Source organism: Sphingopyxis sp. 2PD, assembly GCF_005503695.1.
Lineage (GTDB): Bacteria > Pseudomonadota > Alphaproteobacteria > Sphingomonadales > Sphingomonadaceae > Sphingopyxis.
In genome coordinates, this window is sequence record NZ_SCMU01000011.1 from 1 (window position 1) to 20,096 (window position 20,096).

General features: G+C 65.6%; 26 protein-coding genes. 10 read left to right on the plus strand and 16 right to left on the minus strand.

The window, feature by feature from the left end:
• Together FFS18_RS09885 and FFS18_RS09890 are read right to left on the minus strand one after the other, a co-directional pair.
• Positions 1 to 201, minus strand: a 201-nt coding sequence (locus tag FFS18_RS09885; RefSeq protein ID WP_212743037.1) for a hypothetical protein, incomplete at its 3' end; no start/stop codon positions are given.
• A 10-nt stretch (positions 202 to 211) separates the two neighbouring features.
• The gene (locus FFS18_RS09890; RefSeq protein ID WP_137870672.1) at positions 212 to 1,180 is read right to left on the minus strand and encodes a DUF4189 domain-containing protein; all 969 of its coding nucleotides are present in this window, start codon (positions 1,178 to 1,180) and stop codon (positions 212 to 214) included.
• A 176-nt stretch (positions 1,181 to 1,356) separates the two neighbouring features.
• Here FFS18_RS09890 and FFS18_RS09895 point away from each other — a divergent pair, with 176 nt between their 5' ends.
• Positions 1,357 to 2,055, plus strand: coding sequence for a hypothetical protein (locus tag FFS18_RS09895; RefSeq protein ID WP_137870673.1), 699 nt, complete (start codon positions 1,357 to 1,359; stop codon positions 2,053 to 2,055).
• 17 nt (positions 2,056 to 2,072) lie between these two features.
• Here FFS18_RS09895 and FFS18_RS09900 read toward each other — a convergent pair whose 3' ends face one another.
• From FFS18_RS09900 to FFS18_RS09910, 3 genes are all read right to left on the minus strand, one after another.
• Positions 2,073 to 2,570 (minus strand): cupin domain-containing protein, encoded by a 498-nt coding sequence (locus FFS18_RS09900; protein ID WP_137870674.1) that lies wholly within the window; start codon positions 2,568 to 2,570, stop codon positions 2,073 to 2,075.
• A 70-nt stretch (positions 2,571 to 2,640) separates the two neighbouring features.
• Complete coding sequence (locus tag FFS18_RS09905; RefSeq protein WP_171005272.1) at positions 2,641 to 3,402, minus strand: iron-containing redox enzyme family protein; 762 nt, start codon at positions 3,400 to 3,402, stop codon at positions 2,641 to 2,643.
• 236 nt (positions 3,403 to 3,638) lie between these two features.
• A complete protein-coding gene (locus FFS18_RS09910; protein WP_137870676.1) occupies positions 3,639 to 4,541 on the minus strand; it encodes a DUF4189 domain-containing protein in 903 nt (300 codons plus the stop codon).
• Between the two features lie 152 nt (positions 4,542 to 4,693).
• Between FFS18_RS09910 and FFS18_RS09915 the strand changes: the two genes are divergently transcribed.
• The 3 genes from FFS18_RS09915 to FFS18_RS09925 all read left to right on the plus strand — a co-directional run bounded on the left by FFS18_RS09915 (position 4,694) and on the right by FFS18_RS09925 (position 6,329).
• Positions 4,694 to 5,143 carry a DUF6265 family protein gene (locus tag FFS18_RS09915; protein WP_137870677.1) on the plus strand — a complete coding sequence of 150 codons (450 nt, stop codon included), beginning with the start codon at positions 4,694 to 4,696 and terminating at the stop codon, positions 5,141 to 5,143.
• A gap of 15 nt (positions 5,144 to 5,158) precedes the next feature.
• Positions 5,159 to 5,854: a helix-turn-helix transcriptional regulator gene (locus tag FFS18_RS09920; protein WP_137870678.1), complete on the plus strand. Its 696-nt coding sequence runs from the start codon at positions 5,159 to 5,161 to the stop codon at positions 5,852 to 5,854.
• 70 nt (positions 5,855 to 5,924) lie between these two features.
• The gene (locus tag FFS18_RS09925) at positions 5,925 to 6,329 is read left to right on the plus strand and encodes a GFA family protein (RefSeq protein WP_137870679.1); all 405 of its coding nucleotides are present in this window, start codon (positions 5,925 to 5,927) and stop codon (positions 6,327 to 6,329) included.
• Positions 6,330 to 6,440: 111 nt separating this feature from the next.
• Here the strand turns inward: FFS18_RS09925 and FFS18_RS09930 are convergent, their stop codons facing one another.
• Genes FFS18_RS09930 through FFS18_RS09945 form a run of 4 tightly spaced genes read right to left on the minus strand, consistent with a single transcriptional unit; the run spans position 6,441 to position 8,363 of the window.
• On the minus strand, positions 6,441 to 6,896 hold the full coding sequence (locus FFS18_RS09930; RefSeq protein ID WP_120217457.1) for a DMT family transporter: 456 nt from the start codon (positions 6,894 to 6,896) through the stop codon (positions 6,441 to 6,443).
• Positions 6,893 to 7,114 (minus strand): tautomerase family protein, encoded by a 222-nt coding sequence (locus FFS18_RS09935; protein WP_137870680.1) that lies wholly within the window; start codon positions 7,112 to 7,114, stop codon positions 6,893 to 6,895. The genes FFS18_RS09930 and FFS18_RS09935 overlap by 4 nt, the downstream gene beginning before the upstream one ends.
• 11 nt (positions 7,115 to 7,125) lie before the next feature.
• Positions 7,126 to 7,734 carry a glutathione S-transferase family protein gene (locus FFS18_RS09940; RefSeq protein ID WP_171005273.1) on the minus strand — a complete coding sequence of 203 codons (609 nt, stop codon included), beginning with the start codon at positions 7,732 to 7,734 and terminating at the stop codon, positions 7,126 to 7,128.
• On the minus strand, positions 7,731 to 8,363 hold the full coding sequence (locus FFS18_RS09945) for a pyridoxamine 5'-phosphate oxidase family protein (protein WP_120217454.1): 633 nt from the start codon (positions 8,361 to 8,363) through the stop codon (positions 7,731 to 7,733). The genes FFS18_RS09940 and FFS18_RS09945 overlap by 4 nt, the downstream gene beginning before the upstream one ends.
• 138 nt (positions 8,364 to 8,501) lie before the next feature.
• Between FFS18_RS09945 and FFS18_RS09950 the strand changes: the two genes are divergently transcribed.
• Positions 8,502 to 9,392 carry a LysR family transcriptional regulator gene (locus FFS18_RS09950; protein ID WP_137870682.1) on the plus strand — a complete coding sequence of 297 codons (891 nt, stop codon included), beginning with the start codon at positions 8,502 to 8,504 and terminating at the stop codon, positions 9,390 to 9,392.
• A gap of 169 nt (positions 9,393 to 9,561) precedes the next feature.
• Here the strand turns inward: FFS18_RS09950 and FFS18_RS09955 are convergent, their stop codons facing one another.
• A complete protein-coding gene (locus FFS18_RS09955) occupies positions 9,562 to 10,587 on the minus strand; it encodes a MipA/OmpV family protein (protein WP_171005274.1) in 1,026 nt (341 codons plus the stop codon).
• Positions 10,588 to 10,792: 205 nt separating this feature from the next.
• Between FFS18_RS09955 and FFS18_RS09960 the strand changes: the two genes are divergently transcribed.
• Genes FFS18_RS09960 through dxs form a run of 3 tightly spaced genes read left to right on the plus strand, consistent with a single transcriptional unit; the run spans position 10,793 to position 13,822 of the window.
• Entirely contained in the window at positions 10,793 to 11,623 is an 831-nt protein-coding gene (locus tag FFS18_RS09960; RefSeq protein WP_137870684.1) for a hypothetical protein, read from the plus strand.
• Complete coding sequence (locus FFS18_RS09965; protein ID WP_137870685.1) at positions 11,620 to 11,847, plus strand: hypothetical protein; 228 nt, start codon at positions 11,620 to 11,622, stop codon at positions 11,845 to 11,847. The genes FFS18_RS09960 and FFS18_RS09965 overlap by 4 nt, the downstream gene beginning before the upstream one ends.
• Positions 11,848 to 11,893: 46 nt before the next feature.
• Positions 11,894 to 13,822 (plus strand): 1-deoxy-D-xylulose-5-phosphate synthase, encoded by a 1,929-nt coding sequence (gene dxs, locus FFS18_RS09970; RefSeq protein WP_137870686.1) that lies wholly within the window; start codon positions 11,894 to 11,896, stop codon positions 13,820 to 13,822.
• On the opposite strand, the gene FFS18_RS09975 is transcribed toward dxs, so the two are convergent.
• Together FFS18_RS09975 and relB are read right to left on the minus strand one after the other, a co-directional pair.
• Positions 13,819 to 14,088 carry a type II toxin-antitoxin system RelE family toxin gene (locus FFS18_RS09975; RefSeq protein WP_249340362.1) on the minus strand — a complete coding sequence of 90 codons (270 nt, stop codon included), beginning with the start codon at positions 14,086 to 14,088 and terminating at the stop codon, positions 13,819 to 13,821. The two genes, dxs and FFS18_RS09975, sit on opposite strands and share 4 nt — an antisense overlap.
• Complete coding sequence (gene relB / locus FFS18_RS09980; RefSeq protein ID WP_137870688.1) at positions 14,066 to 14,284, minus strand: type II toxin-antitoxin system RelB family antitoxin; 219 nt, start codon at positions 14,282 to 14,284, stop codon at positions 14,066 to 14,068. Before relB ends, FFS18_RS09975 begins: the two co-directional genes overlap by 23 nt.
• A 127-nt stretch (positions 14,285 to 14,411) precedes the next feature.
• Between relB and FFS18_RS09985 the strand changes: the two genes are divergently transcribed.
• Positions 14,412 to 15,077, plus strand: a complete 666-nt coding sequence (locus FFS18_RS09985) for a hypothetical protein (RefSeq protein ID WP_137870689.1) — start codon at positions 14,412 to 14,414, stop codon at positions 15,075 to 15,077.
• On the opposite strand, the gene FFS18_RS09990 is transcribed toward FFS18_RS09985, so the two are convergent.
• Positions 15,074 to 15,508, minus strand: a complete 435-nt coding sequence (locus tag FFS18_RS09990) for a PaaI family thioesterase (RefSeq protein ID WP_137870690.1) — start codon at positions 15,506 to 15,508, stop codon at positions 15,074 to 15,076. The two genes, FFS18_RS09985 and FFS18_RS09990, sit on opposite strands and share 4 nt — an antisense overlap.
• Positions 15,509 to 15,585: 77 nt before the next feature.
• Between FFS18_RS09990 and FFS18_RS09995 the strand changes: the two genes are divergently transcribed.
• Positions 15,586 to 15,945: a winged helix-turn-helix transcriptional regulator gene (locus FFS18_RS09995; protein WP_137870691.1), complete on the plus strand. Its 360-nt coding sequence runs from the start codon at positions 15,586 to 15,588 to the stop codon at positions 15,943 to 15,945.
• 15 nt (positions 15,946 to 15,960) lie between these two features.
• Here FFS18_RS09995 and FFS18_RS10000 read toward each other — a convergent pair whose 3' ends face one another.
• The 3 genes from FFS18_RS10000 to ileS are packed head-to-tail and all read right to left on the minus strand — an operon-like array spanning position 15,961 to position 20,004.
• Positions 15,961 to 16,380: a DUF3035 domain-containing protein gene (locus FFS18_RS10000; RefSeq protein WP_120217446.1), complete on the minus strand. Its 420-nt coding sequence runs from the start codon at positions 16,378 to 16,380 to the stop codon at positions 15,961 to 15,963.
• A 25-nt stretch (positions 16,381 to 16,405) separates the two neighbouring features.
• Positions 16,406 to 16,927, minus strand: coding sequence for a signal peptidase II (lspA, locus tag FFS18_RS10005; RefSeq protein WP_137870692.1), 522 nt, complete (start codon positions 16,925 to 16,927; stop codon positions 16,406 to 16,408).
• Complete coding sequence (ileS, locus tag FFS18_RS10010; RefSeq protein WP_137870693.1) at positions 16,924 to 20,004, minus strand: isoleucine--tRNA ligase; 3,081 nt, start codon at positions 20,002 to 20,004, stop codon at positions 16,924 to 16,926. The genes lspA and ileS overlap by 4 nt, the downstream gene beginning before the upstream one ends.
• Positions 20,005 to 20,096 lie beyond the last annotated feature (92 nt).

Consider the following 20,096-nt stretch of genomic DNA (forward strand, 5'->3'; position numbering starts at 1 on the left):
GCCCCCGCCGCCGCCACCTCCGCCGCCGGTGCGTTCGCACACCGGCACCGCGGCGATGCCGTGGCTGCCGCCGGACACGCCGACCTGCACCTCGCCGGGGCCGGGGCCGCCGGGGCAGGGATAGGCGGCGCGGGCAGGCTGCGGCATCGCGGCGAACAGCGCTGCGAAAAACAGGCCAAGACACAGGAGGGAGCGCATCATCGATCGAACTTCAACGGGGCGCGGGGTTGAATTCATGTACAAAATCGCCCGCGACGCGGCTGTCGTAGCTGCGCTGCAATTCGCAGCATTGGCGTTGCCGTTCGCAATTCACCTGCGCCGCCTGCGCGGCGCGTCTGGCGCTGGTTTCGACGGTGGCGCTCTGTTCATTGTCGTCGCCGAGGCGATAGGGCTGGATGACGCCATTGCCGACCTGCGCGAGGATGGCGCACGGCCGCTTGGTCGCCGCAGCGCAGGCGGCGAGCGCGCGGCTTTCGGCGGTCGCCGCATCGGCCTGGCCGCTGGCGATGTAGAGGCGGCCGTCGAACCCGTCGGTGCCATCGACCCACGCGCCCGCGGCGTAGGATTTTCTGGCCGCGGCCGGGGTGGGCGCGTGCCGCCGTCGACTTGCCGGGAAGGTGCCGAGTATTTCGCATGGCAACAGCTGCTTGGCGCTGCATGCGGCGAGCGTCGCGGCGCTGTGGACGCCTTGCTCGCCATCCCACGCCGAGATCAGCCCGCCGTGCCGGTCGCGCAAGATTGTCATCGCCGAATTATGCCATGTGCCGATCGAGGTGCAGCCGCCGCCCATGGCGCGGTTGCACGCCGCCAGCGCTTCGCCTTCGACGATACTCGGGGCGCCGCTGTTGCCGACCATCCACACGTCGGCGGCGTCGGCGTGCCACGCGATCGAGCCATAGGTGTAAGTGGCGCCGCGCGGTATCATCACGGGGCCGCCCGGCGCGCCGAGGTCGCCCGGCGCATCGCCCGTACTGCCGACGCGGTTGCACAGCGGCAGGGTGGCAATGCCATGGCCGCCGTCAGCCATGCCGACCTGCACCTCGCCGGGGCCGGGGCCGTTCGGGCAGGGATAGGCGGCGCGGGCAGGCTGGGCGAGCGCGAGCAGGAAAAGGACCGCCGCGGCGATGCGCGCCAGAAGAAGGGGCCAGCGAGCAGCGCGAGCGGCGGTCGAGGGTCTCATGCGCCGATACTATAGGGTTTGCCGCGCCGGATGGCGCGATGCCACGGGGTACTGGTACAATCGGGCGGTGCGACGGACGGGCGATTGCTGTGTTAGGCTAGAGCCCTTATCCCGGGACGCAATCGGGCTGCGGCAGCGCCCCGAACCAACAACCAACGCACATGGAGCCAGCGCCGATGATCGAACCCCGTTTCAAGCGACGACAGCTGTCGCTGGCCACGCTGGCGCTGTTCGCGGTGGCGGCGTGCGGCGGCGAAGCGGCGGGGACCGCCGATGCGGCGGACAGCGTGGCACCGAGCGCAGCGTCGCAGACCGGTGCCGGTACTGTGGTTGCCGCTGCCGCCGCCAGCGGCGCCGCGGAGCAGGCGATGACCGAAAGCGACCGCCTGTTCCTCGACATGGCCGACGGCGCCTGCAACGCCGTCGATTTTTCGTCCTTTTTCAAGGCATTCACCGGATCGTGGGCGGTGCGCGCGAAATATACCGCGGCGACCGTCTCGCACGGGATGGCCGGCCAAAGCCGATCCTTGCCGCATCGCGACTATCTGGCCCTGGACGATTTCCCGATTGCGCCGATGGATTATGATTATGTCACCGCCGCGTCGGCGGCGGCGTTCGAGGGCAAGCCCGATGCATCGTGGCGCGACCTGTCCTATGTCCAGCTGGAGTTCAACACCGCGAACGACAACCGCCGCCGGGTCGACTGGCTGCCGGGGATTTTCCAGAAGCACCAGACCCCGCCGCCGCCCGAGCTGGAGGAAGGGCTGGGCGAGCTGGTGCGCGCGACGGGCGGCGGCGGGACGTTGCTGTTTTTCCCGACCGAGACATGCTGGGAGCTGGTCGAGGATGTGCGCAACCCGGCGCCGCAGCGCTGATCGGGCCGCGTTACCGGTCAGGCATGATCGAGCACATCGGCGCCGTTTGCGGCGAGCCGGGTGCGCTTGTCGTAATCGCCCAGCACCGCCTTGGTCAGTCCGAAATCGGTGATCGCCAGGATCACCAGCTCGTCGGTGGGTGACAGGTTTTTCGACTGGTGGAACACCCAGCGCGGGACAAAGGCGAGCCCGCCGGGGTTCAGCGTCAGCGTGGCGTCACCGATGCGCACCTCGGCGGTGCCGCTGATCACATAGAAGAGCGATTCATGCGCGTGCTTGTGCAGTTCGTTGTTGCACCCCGCGGCGATCCGCACGACGCGGGCATCGAACGCCTGGGTGCCGGGAAAATCGAGCACGTCGACGGAAAAATCGATCCCCAGCTTGGCGTTACAGTTGCGATAAATCTGCCGGTGGCTTTTGCCCGGGTCGGCGTGAAAGGCGGCGAGCGGCGCGTCGGTGGCGAGCGGCTGGCGCGCCTCGATATTCGTGATGAGGGCGAGAAGGTCGGGGTTCATGCGGATATTGTCCTGTTGAAGCGCGGGGCCGCGGGCGATGCCATCGCCGCGCGGCCTCGCGTCGGATCGGTCAGACGGCCATCGCCAGGGCGGGGCGTTCGGCGCGCGCCATCGCGCGTTCGTAGAGCCAGTCCCAAAAGGACGAGCGCAGCGACAACGCCTTGATCATCCCGCGACGCAGGTCGCCCTTGCCCGCCGGGGTAGCGGCGAACGCCAGCGAGATGTCCTCCAGCGCTTCCTGATGATGATCGTCGACCGCGGTGTGCAGCGGAAAGAAGACCGTGTCGCGCGGGTGAAGATCGGTGCGCGCGATCGCGTTGACGAAGGGGATATAGATGGTGCTGACGATATTTTCGGTGCCGAGTCCCAGCGCGCCGAGCGCTTCGGCGGCCGAACCATGGGTCAGCGTGGTCAGGAAGGATTCGCGCCAGCACACCAGTTCGATCGCGTCGTCTTCGGGCACATAGGGGGCGGTGACGCCGCTGGCCTCGCGGAAGCGGCGGAACAATTGCGGGTGCGGGATGCCCTCGATCCATTCGCGTTCGACGCCGACCGCGGCGAGTTCGGCATATTCCTCGTCATCGTAAATGCCCGATTCTTCGGTCAGATTCTGAAGCAGGCTATGGCGATGCGCCGGGATTTCGAGTTTGGAGATTACGGTGGTCAGATAGCGCGGAAAGTGCAGCGAATATCCGTAATAATGTTCGGCAAAGTCGCGCAACGCCCAATCGGTATCGGGAAAATCGCCGACATCAAGTGCCGCAAGATAGGGGTGATTTACAGCGCGATGGCTCAGTGATTCTTCGATAAGATCCTTGATGCAAACAGTCACACGACCTCCTGAGTGATTTTGGGGGAAATTATATTTTATGCACTTTGTTATTATTATTATGCCCCGGAGGATGATTTCTATATCCGCGCCCCTTGGACGATGAAAACCGGGCCAAAGACCCGGGTCATTATATTGGTGTCGGCAATTGGCGCGCAGACGCGCAGGCGCGCGAGTCCGGCGCTGCGAGTGTTAAGGGTTCGGGGTGCAGCGCTGGGCGTTGCCCCAGCGCGCGGCGGCTATTTGGCCGCGGGCGCCATGAAGTCGTGGACGAATTCGCCCGGGGTGCGGCTGTCGTAAACCCGCTGGAGGGTGCAGGCCTGACCGCGCTTCTTGCAATTCGCCTGCGCCGCCTGCGCGGCGCGCTTGGCATTGGATTCGACGGTGGCGCTCTGGTCGCCGGTGCCGAGGCGGTAGGTCTGGATCACGCCGTTGCCGACAAAGGTCAGGATTGCGCAGCGTTGCCGGGTCGCCTTGGTACAGGCATCGAGCGCCAGACGTTCGGCGGTCGCGGCGTCGCGCTGGCCGCTGGCGATATAGAGGCGGCTGTCGAAGCCTTCGGTCCCCTCGACCCAGGCGCCGACCGCATAGAGTTTGCGCGCCGTGGGTTTGGGCAGATGGCGGTTCTTGCTCGACGAATAGGTGCCGAGCACCTCGCACGGCAGCAGCTGTTTGGCGCTGCAATCGGCGAGCGTCTTTTTGCTGTGAACGCCGCCATCGCCATGCCATCCCGACCACAGCGCGCCGCTGCGGTCGCGGAAGATCCGCATCGACGAATTATGCCATTCGCCGATCGAGGTGCAGCCGCCACCCATCGCCTGATTGCATGCGGCGAGCGCGGTGCGTTCGGCGGTATTGGGGCCGTCGTAGCTGCCCTCCATCCACACATCGTCGGCGTCGGGGTGCCAGGCGATCGAGCCGTAGCGGTAATAAACCTCGCCGCCCCCGCCTCCCCCGCCGCCCTGGGCGCGATCGCAGACCGGAACCGCGGCGACGCCGTGGCTGCCGCCCGACACCCCGACCTGGACTTCGCCCGGACCCGGGCCGCCGGGGCAGGGATAGGCGGCGCGCGCCGCTTGCGGTTGCACGAACAGCGCAAGGGCGAGGGCGGCAAACAGGCCGAGAGCAAGGCGCAGGATCATCGCGCCATCATATCAGCGGTGGCGGCCAGGTTACAATGCGCCGGTGTACCAGTGCTGCGCCGGGCGCGCGCGATGGGGCTATCGTCGGCGGCGCATTTCGATCAGAATGGGCTGGGTCGACATGGTGATGGCGGGCGCGGCGGAGGAAAGCGATGGCGGTGAAATCGGGGTTGGCAGCGGGTCTGGCGCTGTTTCTGATCGCCGCAAGCCCGGCGCTGCGGGTCGACGATCTCGGCTGGCTGGCCGGGCAATGGATCAGCGAGACGGGCGGTCGCTGGACCGAGGAAAGCTGGACCGACCCACGCGGCGGAGTGATGCTGGGGCACAGTAGATCGGGGCGCGGCGATGCCTTGCGCGAATTCGAATTTCTGCGCATCGCGCCCGGCGCCGACGGCACGCCGGCCTATGTGGCGCAGCCGCAGGGCGGGGCGCCGGTCGCGTTCGCGCTGGTGCGGCACGATGCGGCGAGCGCGACCTTTGAAAATGCGGTACATGATTATCCGCAGCGTATTCATTATGCCCGCGACGGCGACACGCTGACCGCGACGATTTCAGCGATCGACGGGTCGAAACCGCGACGCTGGACCTATCGGCGGCGCTGACGGGCGACGGGCATCATGGCGGACAAAACGGGGCGGCTTTTTGCGATCATCGACAGCCTGCGCCGCCGCCGGCGGCCGGTGACCGCCGAGATACTGGCCGACGAGCAGGGCGTGTCGGTGCGCACGCTGTACCGCGACATCCAGGCGCTGATCGCACTCGGCGCCCCGATCGAGGGCGAGGCTGGGGTGGGCTATGTGCTGCGCCCGGGATTTTTCCTGCCGCCGCTGATGTTCACCGCCGACGAGCTGGAGGCGCTCGTGCTGGGCGCGCGCTGGGTCGAGGGGCGGCAGGACGGCAGCCTGTCGCGCGCCGCGGGGCTGGCGCTGGCGAAGATCGCGGCGGCGAGCCCCGATGCGCTGAAGCAGCGCATCGACGAGGCGGGGCTGTGGCCGGTGAGCAGCCGCTGGCGCGAGACCGACGCACCGTTGCTGGCGACGGTGCGCGAGGCGATGCGCGCCGAAAAGACGCTGCACATCGCCTATGCCGACGAGCGCGGCGCGGTGACCGAACGCGCGATCTGGCCGGCGGCGCTTGCCTATTTCGAGGACAAGCAGGTGATCGCTGCCTGGTGCCTGCTGCGCGAGGATTTCCGCAGTTTTCGCATTGACCGGGTGGCGTCGGCGCGGATCGGCAGCGAAGGTTTCGGTAGGCGGCGCGCGGTGCTGATGGCCGATTGGTGGCGCCAGAATGGGCTGGAGGCGGCCTCCTGACAATTTCTGTCAGGGGGTTGGGCTATTCGCCGGTGAGGGCGCACCGCGCCGCCAGACCGGAGGATAGAATATGCTCAAGACCCATCATGGTTCGTGCCACTGCGGCGCGGTCAAATTCGAAGCCGACATCGACCTCGACGCCGGGACGGGCAAGTGCAACTGTTCGATCTGCACCAAGAAGCGCGGCTGGAGCGCGCAGATCAAGCCCGAGGCGTTTCGCCTGCTGACCGATCCCGCGGCGCTGTCCGACTATCAATTCGGATCGGCGAGCGTGCATCACCTGTTCTGCAAGACGTGCGGGGTATCGCCCTATGGCCAGGGATATGTCGAGGAGATCGGCGGCGCCTATGTGTCGGTCGCGATCGCGTGCCTCGACGATCTGGACCATGCCGCGATGGCGGCGCTGCCGGTGCAATATATGGACGGCGCGGGCAATAATTGGTGGAACCCGCCGGAGGTGGCGGGGCATATGTGAGCGGGGCTTTTGCGATCGTCGCCCCGCGAAGGCGGGAGCCGCTGGCGATGTCGTGCAAGGCCGATTGCGGCCCCCGCCTTCGCGGGGGCGACGTTTCATCCCGCTAGGTCCTCAACCCGTCCGGCGCGCCAGCCAGACCCCCGCGACCATCAGCGCGATGCCGGCGAGGCGCTTCGCATCGACCGGAAAACGCATCGAACCGAACAGAGCGAAATGGTCGATCACCGCGGCGCTGGCGAGCTGGCCGACGAGGACGAAGAAGATCGCGTTGCCGACCCCGAATTTGGGGGCGATGAAGGTCACCGAAATCACATAGAAGGCGACGAACAGCCCGCCGAAATAGAAATGAAACGGGATGTCCGACGAAAAGCGGATCTGGCCGAGCGTCCCGGTCGCCAGCGCGCCGGTCGCGGCGATCAGGAAGGCGAGGCCGAACAGGATCGTCGATGCCGCCAGCGGGCTGCCGAGCCGCGCGCCAAGCCCGCCGTTCAAGGCGGCGAGGATCGGGATGCCGATGCCGGTGAGCAGCATGACGATCGCAAAGGTGGGGGCGTTGCTGCTGGTCATTGCGGGGGCGCCTTGGCCGCCTGCGCGGCGCGAAATTCGGCCACCGGCAGCCCGCCGATGCCCCAATTTTCGAGGTCGACCTCGTCGATGGTGACGACGGTGGTCGCGGGGTTCTTGCCGAGGATGCGCTGGAGCAATTCGGTGACGCCGCCGATCAGTTCGGCCTTTTGTTCGGGCGTCGCGCCCTCGCGGGTAATCTTGATGTTCACATAGGGCATCGGTGGGCTCCTCAGCTGGCGATTTGCGCGGGCCAGCCCGGCATTGCGGGAAAGCCGGGCAGTGCGGCGATCCGATCGGTCCATTCGCCGATTGCCGGCCAGTCGGCAAGGTTGATACCGGCTTCGGCCATCAGCGCCAAATAGGGGCTGGCGGAGAGGTCGGCGATGGTCAGCCGGTCGCCGACCAGCCAGCGGTGCGCCGCCAGATGTGCCTCGATGACGGGGAGGAAGCGCGCGGTGACCGCCTGTGCCTGCTCCTCGGCGATCGGCGTACCGAACTGGCGCGCGAGCCGGAGCGTCGCGGGGCCATTGGCGATTTCGTTGGCGGCATGCGACAACCACAACGCGATTTCGCCGCGTTCGTCGGGGGTGCGGCCGTCCCAGTCGCCGGGGCGGTGGCGCGCCGCGAGATACGACAGGATCGCCTGGCTGTCGCGCAGCGTGCGATCACCTTCGACATAGACGGGAATCTGGCGCATCGGATTGATCGCGGCGAAGGCGGCGGACTGGCGCGCCGCGGCGTCGGTCGGCTGCTCCTCCCATGACAGGCCGAGGAAGGCGAGCGCCAACCGGACCTTGTGGGCGTTGCCCGAGCGGGGGGTGGCGTAGAGCATGATCATCGGCGGTCTCCGGACAGGCGGGCGTGGAGCGCGGCGTTTTCGGCGCGCAGTTGACCCAGTTCGGCGGCCATCGGCTGGATCGCGGCGGAAATTTCGGCCTCGGTAAAGCGCGGGGTGATGTGCTGCGAACAATTCCATTCCCAGCCGATGACATCGATCAGAAAGGCGCGTTCGGGGGTGGCGCGATAGCCCGCGGGCATCAGCGACGTCACCAGCGCGGGATCGTCGGCGAGCTCGACGCTGTGCGCATGGCCGACCAGTTTCAGCCGGTCCCTGTTCGGATAATCCATCAGGAACAGCGAAACGCGGTCGTCGCCCGCGAGGTTCGCGGTGCTGATATATTGCTTGTTGCCGCGATAATCGGCGAAGCCGATGCGGTTGCCCGCAATGTGGCGCAGGAACCCCGCGGGGCCGCCGCGATGCTGCATATAGGGCCAGCCATGCGCGGTGACGCTGGCCATGTAGAAACTGTCGCGCAGCGCGATGTAATCCAGCTCCTTCGCGGTCAGCGCGTCGGGGGTGCCGTCGGCGCCTGCGTCCATCTTCAGATAGGAGGCGCGCGAGCCATGGCGTTCCTGGAGCGCCTTGACCGCGTCGCTGAACAGGGTGTGCCGGTAATTGCGGGCCATCGACCGATCCTTCGCAAAAGGGGGCGAACGAAGCCCGAGAGGGGACAGCTTCGTTCGCCACACCCAATTTAGATCGTTGCAATGGATGCGATAACGGGCAAATATTGAACGACTCTGTTCCGAAAAGTGGAATAATCAATGGACCGCTTGCTGACGCTGGAAATGTTCGTCGCGGTCGCGAGCGAGGGCGGGTTCACCGCCGCCGCGCGCAAGCTGAACAGTTCGCCGCCCGCGGTGACGCGGGGGATCGCGGCGCTCGAGGCGCGGTTGGGGACGCTCTTGTTCCACCGTTCGACGCGCGCCGTCGCGCTGACCGACGAAGGCACGGCGTTTCTGGAACAGGCACGGCGCATCCTCGCTGACCTTGCCGGGGCCGAACGCGAGCTGCGCGGGGCGGCAGCGCAGCCGCGCGGCCAGCTGTATGTGACCGCGCCGGTGATGTTCGGGCGGCTACACGTCCTGCCCGTCGTCGGCAAGCTGATGGCCGAGCACCGCGAGCTGATGGTGCGGATGATGCTGATCGACCGCAATGTGCGGATCGTCGAGGAGGGGATCGACGTTGCGGTGCGGATCGGCGCGCTCGCCGATTCGGGGCTGAAAGCGGTGCGGATCGGGTGGGTGCGCCAGATGCTGGTGGCGAGCCCTGCCTATCTGGCGCGGCGTGGGGCGCCGCAGGCGATGAGTGAGTTGGCGCAGCATGACCTGATCGGGACGATGGGGCCGCGCGCGGCGGGCGAATGGCAGCTGGCGCGCGGCAAATGGCGGCTCGACCCGCGCCCACGACTGGTGCTCAACACCGTCGATGGCGCGCTGGCGGCGGCCGAGGCGGGATTGGGGATCGCCAATCTGTTGAGCTACCAGCTGGCCGATGCGCTGGCGGCGGGGCGGCTGATCGCGCTGCTCACCGACGAACAGCCGCCGGCGCTGCCCGTGCACCTGTTGTTCGAACCGTCGCGCGCGGCTTTGCCCGCGGTGCGGTCGTTCGTCGAGGCGATGAAGGGGCGGATGCGGGCCGCGGGTTTGGGGTGAGGCATCTATCCTGATCCTCCCTGTGGCGAAGCCATGGGGAGGGGGACCTTCCCCCGAAAGCGGGGATGGTGGAGGGGCGCCGACGTCAGCGCAATAGCCCCTCCGTCAGCGCTTCGCGCTGCCACCTCCCCATGGCTACGCCACAGGGAGGATTAACGTCCGCCATTCGTCAGAACTGATACGCCAGCCCGCCGCCGAACAGCCATTGATCGGCGCTGCCGACGTCCTTGACGATCGGCGAATCGGCGAGGCGCGAGAGCAGGCGGCCATATTGGGCGCCGCCGATCAGCACGAATCCTTTGCGCAGGTCGCCCGACAGCGCATAGGCGCCCGCCATCCCGATCGTATATTTGCCCGCGCCCGCCTTGGCGCTGGCGCCGGTATAGACGGGCAGGCCGCTCGCCGCGCTGCCCAGCGCGTCGATATCGTAATAATAGCGGCCAAAGCCCTTGCCGTAGAAATTGACCGACGCCGACACGCCGACAAAGGCGCGTTTCGACAGCGGGGTGCCATAATCGATCGTCGGCGATGCCGCCCAGCTGCCGTGGCGGCCCGAAATATCCTTCAATGCGACGATGCGCAGGCCGATCTGGTCATAGTCGCTGGTGATCACCCCGGTGTGGGTGACGCCGGTGAAAAAGCCCGCCTCGACCGCCAGCTTGCGCTTGCCGAGCGCCTCGACCTGCGGATCCTTGATGCTGCCGGTGCGGTCGGCGCGCAGGCTGATGATCGGGCCGAATTTGAAGTCGGTCTTTTGTCCGCGGCGATGGCGGATCAGGTCGACCTGAAGATTCGTGCCGCGGGTCGAGAAGGAATAGCCGTCATAACGACCGCGAACGTAAAAGGCGGGGAGCAGGCGGCGCTCGTCCGAGCCGTTATAGTCGGGCGAGCTCAATATGCCCCCGGCCACCGAAATATAGTTGCGCGACCATTTGCGTTCGCCGTCGTCATCGTCGTCGCGCGCCGCGGGGAGCAGGATTTCGTCGTCGATGTCGCTGACGTCCTGCAGATAGCGTGCCGGCTCGTCGGCGTCCGGGAGCAGTCCGTCGGCCGGCGTTTCTACGGGTGCCGCGGGGACTGGCGCCTCTTCCGCCATCGCCGGTGCCCCAGCGCCGCCGCCGAGCGCCAGTGCAGCAAACAGCCGAAGCAGGGGAGCGATGCGAAGCGGGCGGGAGCGCGAAGTCAAAACGGGCATATTCATCCTATATTCTTGCCCCTCGTGCAGCGGGGTGTAGGTGAAGGTCCAGATATTGCAAAGGCTTCGTCTTGCCCAAACAAGCTTTTGGCCGCATCGTGCTTTTCATGCATCACTACGGTCCTTCCGCTTGCCTATCGCGCCGCGTCGCCATTGGTTCCCCGCGCGTGGCGATCGATCCTGCTCAAGCCATGCTGTCGCGCGCATGAACCTGTTCGGTCCGAAGCGGCCCTTGGCGGTAGAAGAATGGGAATGGCAGCTGGCAGGCTTTCGCTGGCTGCTCGAGGAGTTCGAGGGACTCGACAAGCATCGCGCGGGCATACTCGCAACGCCTGATGGCGCCTGTTTCCCCGACAGCAAACAGACCGGCGACGCGCGCGCGGCAGAATTGCTCGCCCAGATCATGACGATAGCGGACATCGCCGACTGGCCGGTGCGGCTGGTACTGGACGATGGCGAACCCGAATTGCGCGCGGTGTCGCAAATGCATGCGCTGACCCCCGAAACCGGCTGGGCGATGGGGACATTCCAGATGGTCGAAGATGGCGCGGGCGGCTGGCTTGCCGAGATTGTGGCGAGTCGCCAGCAAATCGGCAACGAGGCCGCGCTGGTTGCGACACTGGCGCACGAGGTCGTGCATTATCTGCTCTCCAGCACCGAACGGCCGGTCCCGGGCGGCGAGGATTGTCACGAGCTGCTGACCGACTTGGCGGCTGTGTTCTTCGGTTTCGGCATCTTTCTCGGCAACGCCGCACGTTTTAGCCATCACACGCAGGGCGAACTCGGCACTCAATACGGCGGGTGGTTCGTCGCGGGTTCGCAGGGCTATTTGTGCGAGCGGGCGCTGATGACCGCGCTCGCGATCAGCGAGACGCTCGCAGGCCGCGACCCGATGGCGGCAGCGCCCTATCTCAAACCGCACCTTGCCCATGATTTGACGCAGGCGACGCGCTATATCGCAAAACGCGACATTTTCGCGGATATTGGGGCGATCGACCTCTGCGAATATGGCGCGCCCGCGGTGGCACGCGCATGAACCGCACGCCGAGGCTGATCGGTTATGCGCTGATGGTGCTGGCGGCGGGGCTGGCGGTCGCGTTGCGGCGCGGCGCGATCGACAGTTTGGGGCCATTCCCGGTTGCCGCGGTCGCGCTGCTGGTCGGGATGATCGGTGTGATGCTCGTGTTCACCGACCTGATGGTGCGCGGCCTTTACGCGCAGGTCGATGCGGCGAAACGCGACGAGGGCCGGGACGAGTAAATCCTTTTCGTTCGACAGTATCGGCGGTTACCAGTATGACCGCCCGATGACTGATCGTCCGCATACGCCGCTGCTCGACACGGTGGATGTCCCCGCCGACCTCCGCAAGCTGAAGCCCGAAGACCTCCGCCAGTTCGCCGACGAGCTGCGCGCCGAGATGATTTCTGCCGTGGGGACGACCGGCGGGCATCTGGGCAGCGGGCTCGGCGTCGTCGAACTGACGACCGCGCTCCATTATGTGTTCGACACCCCGCGCGACAAGATCGTGTGGGACGTGGGGCACCAATGCTATCCGCACAAGATCATCACCGGACGCCGCGACCGCATCCGTACCTTGCGCCAGGGTGGCGGGCTGTCGGGGTTCACCAAGCGCAGCGAGAGCGAATATGACCCGTTCGGCGCGGCGCATTCGTCGACCTCGATCAGCGCCGCACTGGGCTTTGCGATCGCCAACAAGCTGAAGGACCAGCCGGGCCGCGCAATCGCGGTGATCGGCGACGGGTCGATGTCGGCGGGCATGGCCTATGAGGCGATGAACAATGCGCAGCAGGCGGGCAACCGGCTGATCGTCGTCCTGAACGACAATGACATGTCGATTGCGCCGCCCGTTGGCGGACTCTCGGCCTATCTCGCCAAGCTGGTGTCGTCGCGGCCGTTCATCGAGCTGCGCGAGATCGCGCGGCGCTTTGCCCGCAAATTGCCCGAACCGCTGCACAAGGCGGCGAAAAAGACCGACGAATATGCCCGCGGCATGGCGATGGGCGGCACTTTGTTCGAGGAACTCGGCTTTTATTATGTCGGGCCGATCGACGGGCATAACCTCGACCATCTGATCCCGATCCTGGAAAATGTGCGCGACAGTGACCATGGCCCGGTGCTGATCCATGCGGTGACGATGAAGGGCAAGGGCTATGCCCCCGCCGAGGCCGCGGCGGACAAATATCATGGCGTCCAGAAATTCGACGTGATCACCGGCGAACAGGTGAAGGCGCCGCCGGGACCGCCCGCTTACCAGAATGTGTTCGGCGAAACGCTGGCGAAGCTGGCCGACAGCGATCCGCGCATCGTCGCGATCACCGCGGCGATGCCGTCGGGGACCGGGGTCGACAAATTTGCAAAGGCGCATCCGGCGCGCAGCTTCGACGTCGGCATCGCCGAACAGCATGCGGTGACCTTTGCCGCGGGATTGGCGGCGCAGGGGATGCGCCCATTCTGCGCGATCTATTCGACCTTCCTCCAGCGCGCCTATGATCAGGTCGTCCACGACGTAGCGATCCAGAATCTGCCGGTGCGTTTCGCGATCGACCGCGCCGGGCTGGTCGGTGCCGACGGATCGACCCACGCGGGGTCGTTCGACGTTACCTATCTCGCGACGCTGCCCAATATGGTGGTGATGGCGGCGGCGGACGAGGCCGAGCTGGTCCATATGACCTACACCGCCGCGGAATATGATGATGGCCCGATCGCCTTCCGTTATCCGCGCGGCAATGGCACCGGGGTGGCGCTGCCCGCAGTTCCCGAGAAGCTGGAGATCGGCAAGGGGCGCGTCGTGCGGAGCGGCAAGACGGTCGCGATCTTCTCGCTCGGCACGCGGCTCGGCGAAGCGCTCAAGGCCGCCGACACGTTGGAGGCGCGCGGGCTGTCGACGAGCGTGATCGACCTGCGCTTCGCGAAGCCGCTCGACGAGGAATTGATCCGCAAGACGCTCGCCGCCCATGAAGTGTGCGTGACCGTCGAGGAAAACAGCGTCGGCGGGCTGGGCGCGCATGTGCTGACGCTGGCGAGCGACGAGGGGCTGATCGACGCGGGACTCAAGCTGCGCACGCTGCGCCTTCCCGATGTGTTTCAGGATCAGGACAAGCCCGAGCTGCAATATGATGCCGCGGGGCTCAACGCGCCGCAGATCGTCGATTGCGTGCTGAAAGCGCTGCGGCATAACAGCGCGGGGGTCGAGGAAGCGGGGGCGCGGGCTTAGCGATAAATCTCGCGGCGATGGCCGACGGCGATGACGACGATCACCATTCGACCGTCTTCGATTTTTGCGACAACGCGATAATTGCCGATGCGATAGCGCCAATGACCGGCATAATCGCCTGTCAGGGCTTGACCTCGCTGGCGGGGATTATCCAGCTGCGAGATTTCGATCATCGTCAGCGTAATTCGGTCAGCCTGTTTGACGTCGATCTTGCGAAGCTGCTTCCGAGCTTGGTCCGAGACCTCAAGCGTCCAGACCAAGTTCACGCCTCATCTGCTCGATCGAGATATTTTTGCTGGGATCGTAATCGGCCAGCGCAGCCTCAAGCAGCGCGATATCCTCAAGCTCGTCGATATATTCCTCGATCGCCTTGCGAGCGAGCGCGGTTTTTGTACGGCCAGACAGCTTCGCGGCCTTTGCAAGCCGATCTTCCAATTCCTTGTCGAGGCGAATGGCAAGCATGATCCAGCTCCTTTGCTATACATGTATAGCAAAGTGCCCCCGTCCGCAAGATTGGCCGCAGATCGACCGAACCGGAATGGACATTTTCCGGTGGGCGACCAATAGTAAGACAAGGGGGCAGGCGCCAATGGATTTCCTGAAACTCATCCAGTCGCTCGACGAGCTGCTCTATGAGATCATGTCGTGGCTGATCTTTTATCCGGTCACGCTGTGGCGGACGCTGACCAAGCCGCTGACGATGATGACCTATTCGGAATCCGAACTCGGCGATCCGGCGGCGCGGCAATATACCGATACGCTGTCGCCGCCGCTGTTCCTGCTGCTGACGATCGCGCTGACCCACGCCGCCGAACTGTCGCTGGTCGGGCAGGACGAGCTGGTCACTGGCAAGACCGGGCTGAGCGCCTTTGTCAGCGACGACAGCAGCCTGATATTGGTGCGCGTCGCCTTTTTCAGCATTTTCCCGCTGATCATGGCGGCGCGGCTGGTGCGGGCGCGGCATGTGAAGCTGGACCGCGGACCGCTCAAGGCGCCCTTTTACAGCCAATGCTATGTCACCGCGCCGTTCGCGATGATGGTCAGCGGCGCGTCGATTCTGATGCGAATGGATGGCGTCTGGGCAGTGGCGGGATTCGCGCTGCTCGTCTTTGCGCTGCTGTGGTTCGGCACCTTGCAGATTTTCTGGTTCGCGCATCATTTGGGCAGCGGCTATTGGCGCGCTGCGGGCCATGCCTCGCGCGCGATGGTCGAGGCGCTGCTGCTGTTTACAATCGTGTCGCAGCTTTTCCGCTAGCCGACCGGGACGATCGTCGCCTGCGCGATCGCGCAGCGGCGCGGTTCTTCGCCGCCCCCTTCGGCCCAGACGTCGGCGCGGACGATCGCCTGCCGTTTGCCGGCCTTGATCACCGTACCGCGCGAGCGCAGATGACTGCCCTTTGCGGGGGCGAGGAAGTTGATCGTGTAGCTGCCGGTAACGACGTCGCCGATCACACTCGACGCCGCCCAGGCGCACGCATTGTCGGCCATCAGCCCGACGATCGCGCCATGCGCAAAGCCGTGATGCTGGGTCATGTCGGGGCGCAGCGCGAGCAGCAGTTCGGCCTCGCCGTCGAAACAGCGGATCGGCTCGACGCCGAGAAATGCGGTAAAGCCCGATGCGTCGACCGCGACGCTTTTCATATAGGCGACGGCTTCGTCGTTGCTGGCAAAACGGTGTCCGCGCATGGGGAGAGCCTTTTTGTCTGGATTGCAGACCTTATCGCCGCTTGCGCGCGGCGGCGTCAAGTCTTAAATCCAGACTTATGAAGGAATATGTGCCCTCGCGTTCGCCCTGCGCCGTCGGCCGCGCCTCGCGGCTGCTCGGCGACCGCTGGGTGCTGCTGATCCTGCGCGAAGCGTTTCTGGGCTTCGACCGTTTCGAGGATTTTGTGGGCCGGCTGGACATCTCGCGCGCCGCGCTGACCTCGCGGCTCGGCTGGCTGGTCGAGGCGGGGGTGATGGAGCGGGTGCCGCCCGACGGCAAGCGCGCCGCCTATCGCCTGACCGCTGCGGGAGAGGCGCTGCGCCCGACCTATGACGCGATCAAGACGTGGGGCGATACATGGCTGCCGCGCGCGCCAAAAGAAAACGGCCCGGGCGATGCCGGGCCGGGAATCTACTGACCTCGCAAGACGGGCTTATGCGCCCGGAATCGCCGCCTGCGCGTCGCGGCCGTCGCCTTCGGGGGCGGCGAGGATATCGCGGACGACCAGGCCCTTGTCGACGACCTGCGTGTCGGGGCTGCCGACCTGGCTGCGGATGCCGGGGTCGGCGCGGGCGCCGTCGGCGCTGCTGATCACCGCGGCTTCGTTGGGGCTGCGCGCCGAGGGGCCGCCGAACAGCGCGCGCAGCGTCTGTTCCGCGGTGGTTTCGCCGCCGGGACGCGCGGTGCCGGGGGCGGGCGGGGTCAGCGCGAAATCGGGCGGCACGACGAGCGGCGCCTGACGCGACACGGCAAATTCATCGGGCCGGTCGCGGCTGAACAAATTGTTCGACCCGCAGGCCGACAGGGTGGTGGCCAGGATCGAGGCGGCCAGGATGACTTTGGTCCGGTTCACTGCAAATAACTCCTATGCGCCCCGTTTACTTCGCGGACGGTTTGGCGTCCGCATCGGAGGCCTTTTCGCCGAAGAGCAGCGCGCGCGCAACCAGCAAAAGCACCCCGATCGAGATGCAGGCATCGGCGACGTTGAAGATCATGAAAGGGCGGAAATCGCCGAAATGCAGGTCGGCGAAATCGACGACATAGCCATAGCGCACGCGGTCGACGATATTGCCAAGCGCGCCGCCGAGGATCATCGCGAGCGCGATCACGTCGCCCTTCGCCTGTTCGCGCGTCATCCAGATCGCGACGGCGCCCGCGACCAGCGCGGTGACCGCGACCAGCGTCCAGCGCGTCGTGTCGGTGCAATTGGCGAACATCGACAGCGAAATGCCGCAATTTTCGGCCCAGGTCAGGTTGAAGATTTCCATCAGCTCGATCTCGCGCTTCGCTTCGAGCGACAGCGGGGTGATGATCACCCATTTGGTCACCTGATCGAGGATGAAGGCGAAGGCGGCAACCAACAGGCCAAAGCGCAGGTGCGGCGAACGGGAATTTGTCATGCCGGGTTCAATACTGTTTCGCAGCGATTGCACAAGTTGCCGTCCTCGGTAACTTCGGGAAGGTGGCGCCAGCAGCGGCCGCATTTGTGATTTGGCGACACAAAGCCTGCGATCTCCGCTCCGCCATAGCTATACTGCGAATCTGGATCGTCAGGATTGGTGCTGATGACCGAGTATCCGCCGGTGGGGCGGCTGACAACGACAGACGCGCAGATCAAAATCTCAGCGAGGTCGACCGAGTTCAGCGTTTCGAAATTTGCTTCTTTTGCCGGTTCAATACGCAGGTCGGCGATCAGGCTTGACCCGATCTCTTTTGACCGGCGCATTGGCTCTAGGACATTGAAGGCCTGCTCGCGCGCAGAGCGGATCAGTTTCCAACGTCTCACCAGTTCGTCATCCCGGCGAAGGCCGGGATCCCCACCGTCGAGATCCCGGCCTTCGCCGGGATGACGATTGAGAGTGGGGAGGGTGGGCCATTCGAGGAGGTGGACCGAACCCGCATCCGGATAGCGCGTCCCCCACACCTCTTCGCTGGTGAACACCAGCACCGGCGCCGCGTAGCGCACCAGCGCGTGGAACAAAGTGTCGAGCACCGTGCGGTACGCGCGGCGCTTGTCGGTGCCGAGCGGCGCGGCGGGGCCGATGTCGCAGTAGAGGCTGTCCTTGCGGATGTCGAAATAGAAGGCCGACAGGTCTTCGTTGCAGAAGTCCGACAGCAGGCGGGTGTAGCTGTTGAAGTCGAAATCATCGACCGCTTGCGCCAGCTTGGCGTCGAGATCGGCGAGCAGCGAGAGCATATAGCGTTCGAGTTCGGGCATCGCCGCTATGTCGGTGATGCGCTCCTCCTCGGTGAAGCCTTCCAGCGCCCCCAATAGATAGCGGAAGGTGTTCCTGAGCTTGCGATACTGGTCGGCGACGCCGGCGAGGATTTCCTTGCCGATGCGGTGGTCGTCGGTGAAGTCGACGCTCAGCGCCCACAGCCGCAAGATGTCGGCGCCATAGTCGCGCATCAGGTCGATGGGGCTGATCGTGTTGCCGAGCGACTTCGACATTTTGAAGCCCTTGGAATCCATCGTGAAGCCGTGGGTCAGCACCGCCTTGTACGGCGCCTGGCCGCGCGTGCCGCAGGACTCCAGCAGCGACGACTGGAACCAGCCGCGATGCTGGTCGCTGCCCTCCAGATAGAGGTCGGCGCTGTGGGTGCCGCCGTCGTGGCGGACGAGCGCGGGCCATTTGCCGCTTTCGAGGACGAAGGCGTGGGTGCAGCCCGAATCGAACCAGACGTCGAGAATGTCGGTGATGCGCTCGTAATCGGCGGCGCTGTAGGCGTCGCCCAGATATTCCTGCGCGCGCGCGTCGTTCCACGCATCGACGCCGCCCTCGCGGACCGCCGCGACGATGCGGTCGTTGACCACCGGGTCATTGAGATAGTGGCCGGTCTTGCGGTCGACGAAGAGCGTGATCGGGACGCCCCACGCGCGCTGGCGGCTGAGCACCCAGTCGGGGCGGTCCTTGACCATCGACCCGATGCGGTTGCGCCCCTTTTCTGGGACGAAGCGGGTGCGGTCGATCGCGTGCATCGCGGCCTGCCGCAGCGTTGGCGCGGCGCACAGATCCTCCTCGGCCGGGTTGATCGCGCCGCCTTCGCTTTCCCAGCGCTGTTCGCGCGGCGCCTTGGGCTCGATATGCGTCATCACCTTGTCCATCGGCACGAACCATTGCGGGGTGCAGCGATAGATGACCTTCGCCTTCGAGCGCCAGCTGTGCGGATAGCTGTGCTTATAGTCGGCCGACGCCGCCAGCAGCCCGCCGGCTTCGCGCAGGTCGGTGCAGATCGGGCCGTCGGGGGCGTTGAACTTGGGGTTGATCACCGAGCCTTGGCCGCCGAACCAGCCCCAGTCCTCGCGATATTTGCCATCGCCCTCGACCGCGAAGACGGGGTCGAGCCCGTTCGCCTTGCAGAGGTCGAAATCGTCCTCGCCATGGTCGGGCGACATATGGACGAGCCCGGTGCCGCTGTCGGTGGTGACGAAATCGCCCGCAAGGAAGGGGCGCGGGCGCGCGAAGAAGCCGCCGAGTGCGTGCATCGGGTGGCGGGCGATGGTGCCGGCCAACTGCTCACCCAAGTGAAAGCTTTCATGCTTCCACAAAAGTGTCGCACCCTGTGGTAAGCCAGCCCTGAGATTTACCTCGGCTCGTTCCTGCCATGAATCGACAAGCTCGGTGGCGACCAAAAATCGCCCGAAGTTTTCGCCGTCAGAACTGGCGCAAGAGTAAAGAGCATAGTCAATCTCGGGCCCATAGGCCAAAGCCTGGTTGACCGGGATCGTCCACGGCGTCGTCGTCCAGATGACGGCATGTGCGCCGACCAGTTCCGCGATCGGGCTTTCGACAATCTCGAACGCCACATCGATCTGTGTTGACGTGATATCCTCATATTCGATCTCGGCCTCGGCGAGGGCGGTCTTTTCGACCGGGGACCACATCACCGGCTTGGCGCCGCGATAGAGCATGTCGTTGGCGGCGAATTTGAGCAATTCGCGCACGATGGTGGCTTCGGCCTCATAATCCATCGTGAGGTACGGATGGTCCCAGTCGCCGCCGATGCCGAGGCGCTTCAGCTGCTCGCGCTGGGTGTCGACCCAATGCTGCGCATAGGCACGGCATTCGGCGCGGAATTCCTCGACTGGCACCTCGTCCTTGTTGAGTTTCTTCTTGCGATACTGCTCCTCGACCTTCCACTCGATCGGGAGGCCGTGGCAATCCCAGCCGGGCACATAAGGCGCGTCCTTGCCCTTCAGCGTCTGGGTGCGGACGACCATGTCCTTCAGGATATGGTTGAGCGCATGGCCGATGTGCATGTCGCCATTGGCATAGGGCGGGCCGTCGTGGAGGATGAACTGGTCGCGGCCCTTGCGGTTTTCGCGAATCTGCCCTTCGAGGTTGCCCTCGAGCCACTTCGCCAGAATCAGCGGCTCCTTCTGCGGCAGGCCGGCCTTCATCGGGAAGTCGGTCTTGGGCAGGAAGACGGTGTCGCGATAGTCGCGCTGTTCGGCGGTGGGCGTGCTGTCGGTCATGGTGCGCGGCGCTTAGCGCAGATTTGCGCGGGCGCAAAGCTTATGGGCGCGGGGGGGCGGTGCTGGCCAGAGGTTCACGCGGAGACGCGGAG

Coding starts and splice junctions, on each gene's coding strand:
- lspA (WP_137870692.1), bottom strand. CDS start 16,927: ATGACAAATTCCCGTTCGCCGCACCTGCGCTTTGGCCTGTTGGTTGCC.
- FFS18_RS09950 (WP_137870682.1), top strand. CDS start 8,502: ATGGACCGCTTGCTGACGCTGGAAATGTTCGTCGCGGTCGCGAGCGAG.
- FFS18_RS09990 (WP_137870690.1), bottom strand. CDS start 15,508: ATGCGCGGACACCGTTTTGCCAGCAACGACGAAGCCGTCGCCTATATG.
- FFS18_RS09895 (WP_137870673.1), top strand. CDS start 1,357: ATGATCGAACCCCGTTTCAAGCGACGACAGCTGTCGCTGGCCACGCTG.
- FFS18_RS09955 (WP_171005274.1), bottom strand. CDS start 10,587: ATGCCCGTTTTGACTTCGCGCTCCCGCCCGCTTCGCATCGCTCCCCTG.
- FFS18_RS09935 (WP_137870680.1), bottom strand. CDS start 7,114: ATGCCCTATGTGAACATCAAGATTACCCGCGAGGGCGCGACGCCCGAA.
- FFS18_RS09995 (WP_137870691.1), top strand. CDS start 15,586: ATGAAGGAATATGTGCCCTCGCGTTCGCCCTGCGCCGTCGGCCGCGCC.
- FFS18_RS09930 (WP_120217457.1), bottom strand. CDS start 6,896: ATGACCAGCAGCAACGCCCCCACCTTTGCGATCGTCATGCTGCTCACC.
- FFS18_RS09960 (WP_137870684.1), top strand. CDS start 10,793: ATGAACCTGTTCGGTCCGAAGCGGCCCTTGGCGGTAGAAGAATGGGAA.
- FFS18_RS09965 (WP_137870685.1), top strand. CDS start 11,620: ATGAACCGCACGCCGAGGCTGATCGGTTATGCGCTGATGGTGCTGGCG.
- FFS18_RS09925 (WP_137870679.1), top strand. CDS start 5,925: ATGCTCAAGACCCATCATGGTTCGTGCCACTGCGGCGCGGTCAAATTC.
- FFS18_RS09985 (WP_137870689.1), top strand. CDS start 14,412: ATGGATTTCCTGAAACTCATCCAGTCGCTCGACGAGCTGCTCTATGAG.
- FFS18_RS09915 (WP_137870677.1), top strand. CDS start 4,694: ATGGCGGTGAAATCGGGGTTGGCAGCGGGTCTGGCGCTGTTTCTGATC.
- dxs (WP_137870686.1), top strand. CDS start 11,894: ATGACTGATCGTCCGCATACGCCGCTGCTCGACACGGTGGATGTCCCC.
- FFS18_RS09910 (WP_137870676.1), bottom strand. CDS start 4,541: ATGATCCTGCGCCTTGCTCTCGGCCTGTTTGCCGCCCTCGCCCTTGCG.
- FFS18_RS09945 (WP_120217454.1), bottom strand. CDS start 8,363: ATGGCCCGCAATTACCGGCACACCCTGTTCAGCGACGCGGTCAAGGCG.
- FFS18_RS09940 (WP_171005273.1), bottom strand. CDS start 7,734: ATGATCATGCTCTACGCCACCCCCCGCTCGGGCAACGCCCACAAGGTC.
- FFS18_RS09920 (WP_137870678.1), top strand. CDS start 5,159: ATGGCGGACAAAACGGGGCGGCTTTTTGCGATCATCGACAGCCTGCGC.
- FFS18_RS09900 (WP_137870674.1), bottom strand. CDS start 2,570: ATGAACCCCGACCTTCTCGCCCTCATCACGAATATCGAGGCGCGCCAG.
- ileS (WP_137870693.1), bottom strand. CDS start 20,004: ATGACCGACAGCACGCCCACCGCCGAACAGCGCGACTATCGCGACACC.
- relB (WP_137870688.1), bottom strand. CDS start 14,284: ATGCTTGCCATTCGCCTCGACAAGGAATTGGAAGATCGGCTTGCAAAG.
- FFS18_RS09890 (WP_137870672.1), bottom strand. CDS start 1,180: ATGAGACCCTCGACCGCCGCTCGCGCTGCTCGCTGGCCCCTTCTTCTG.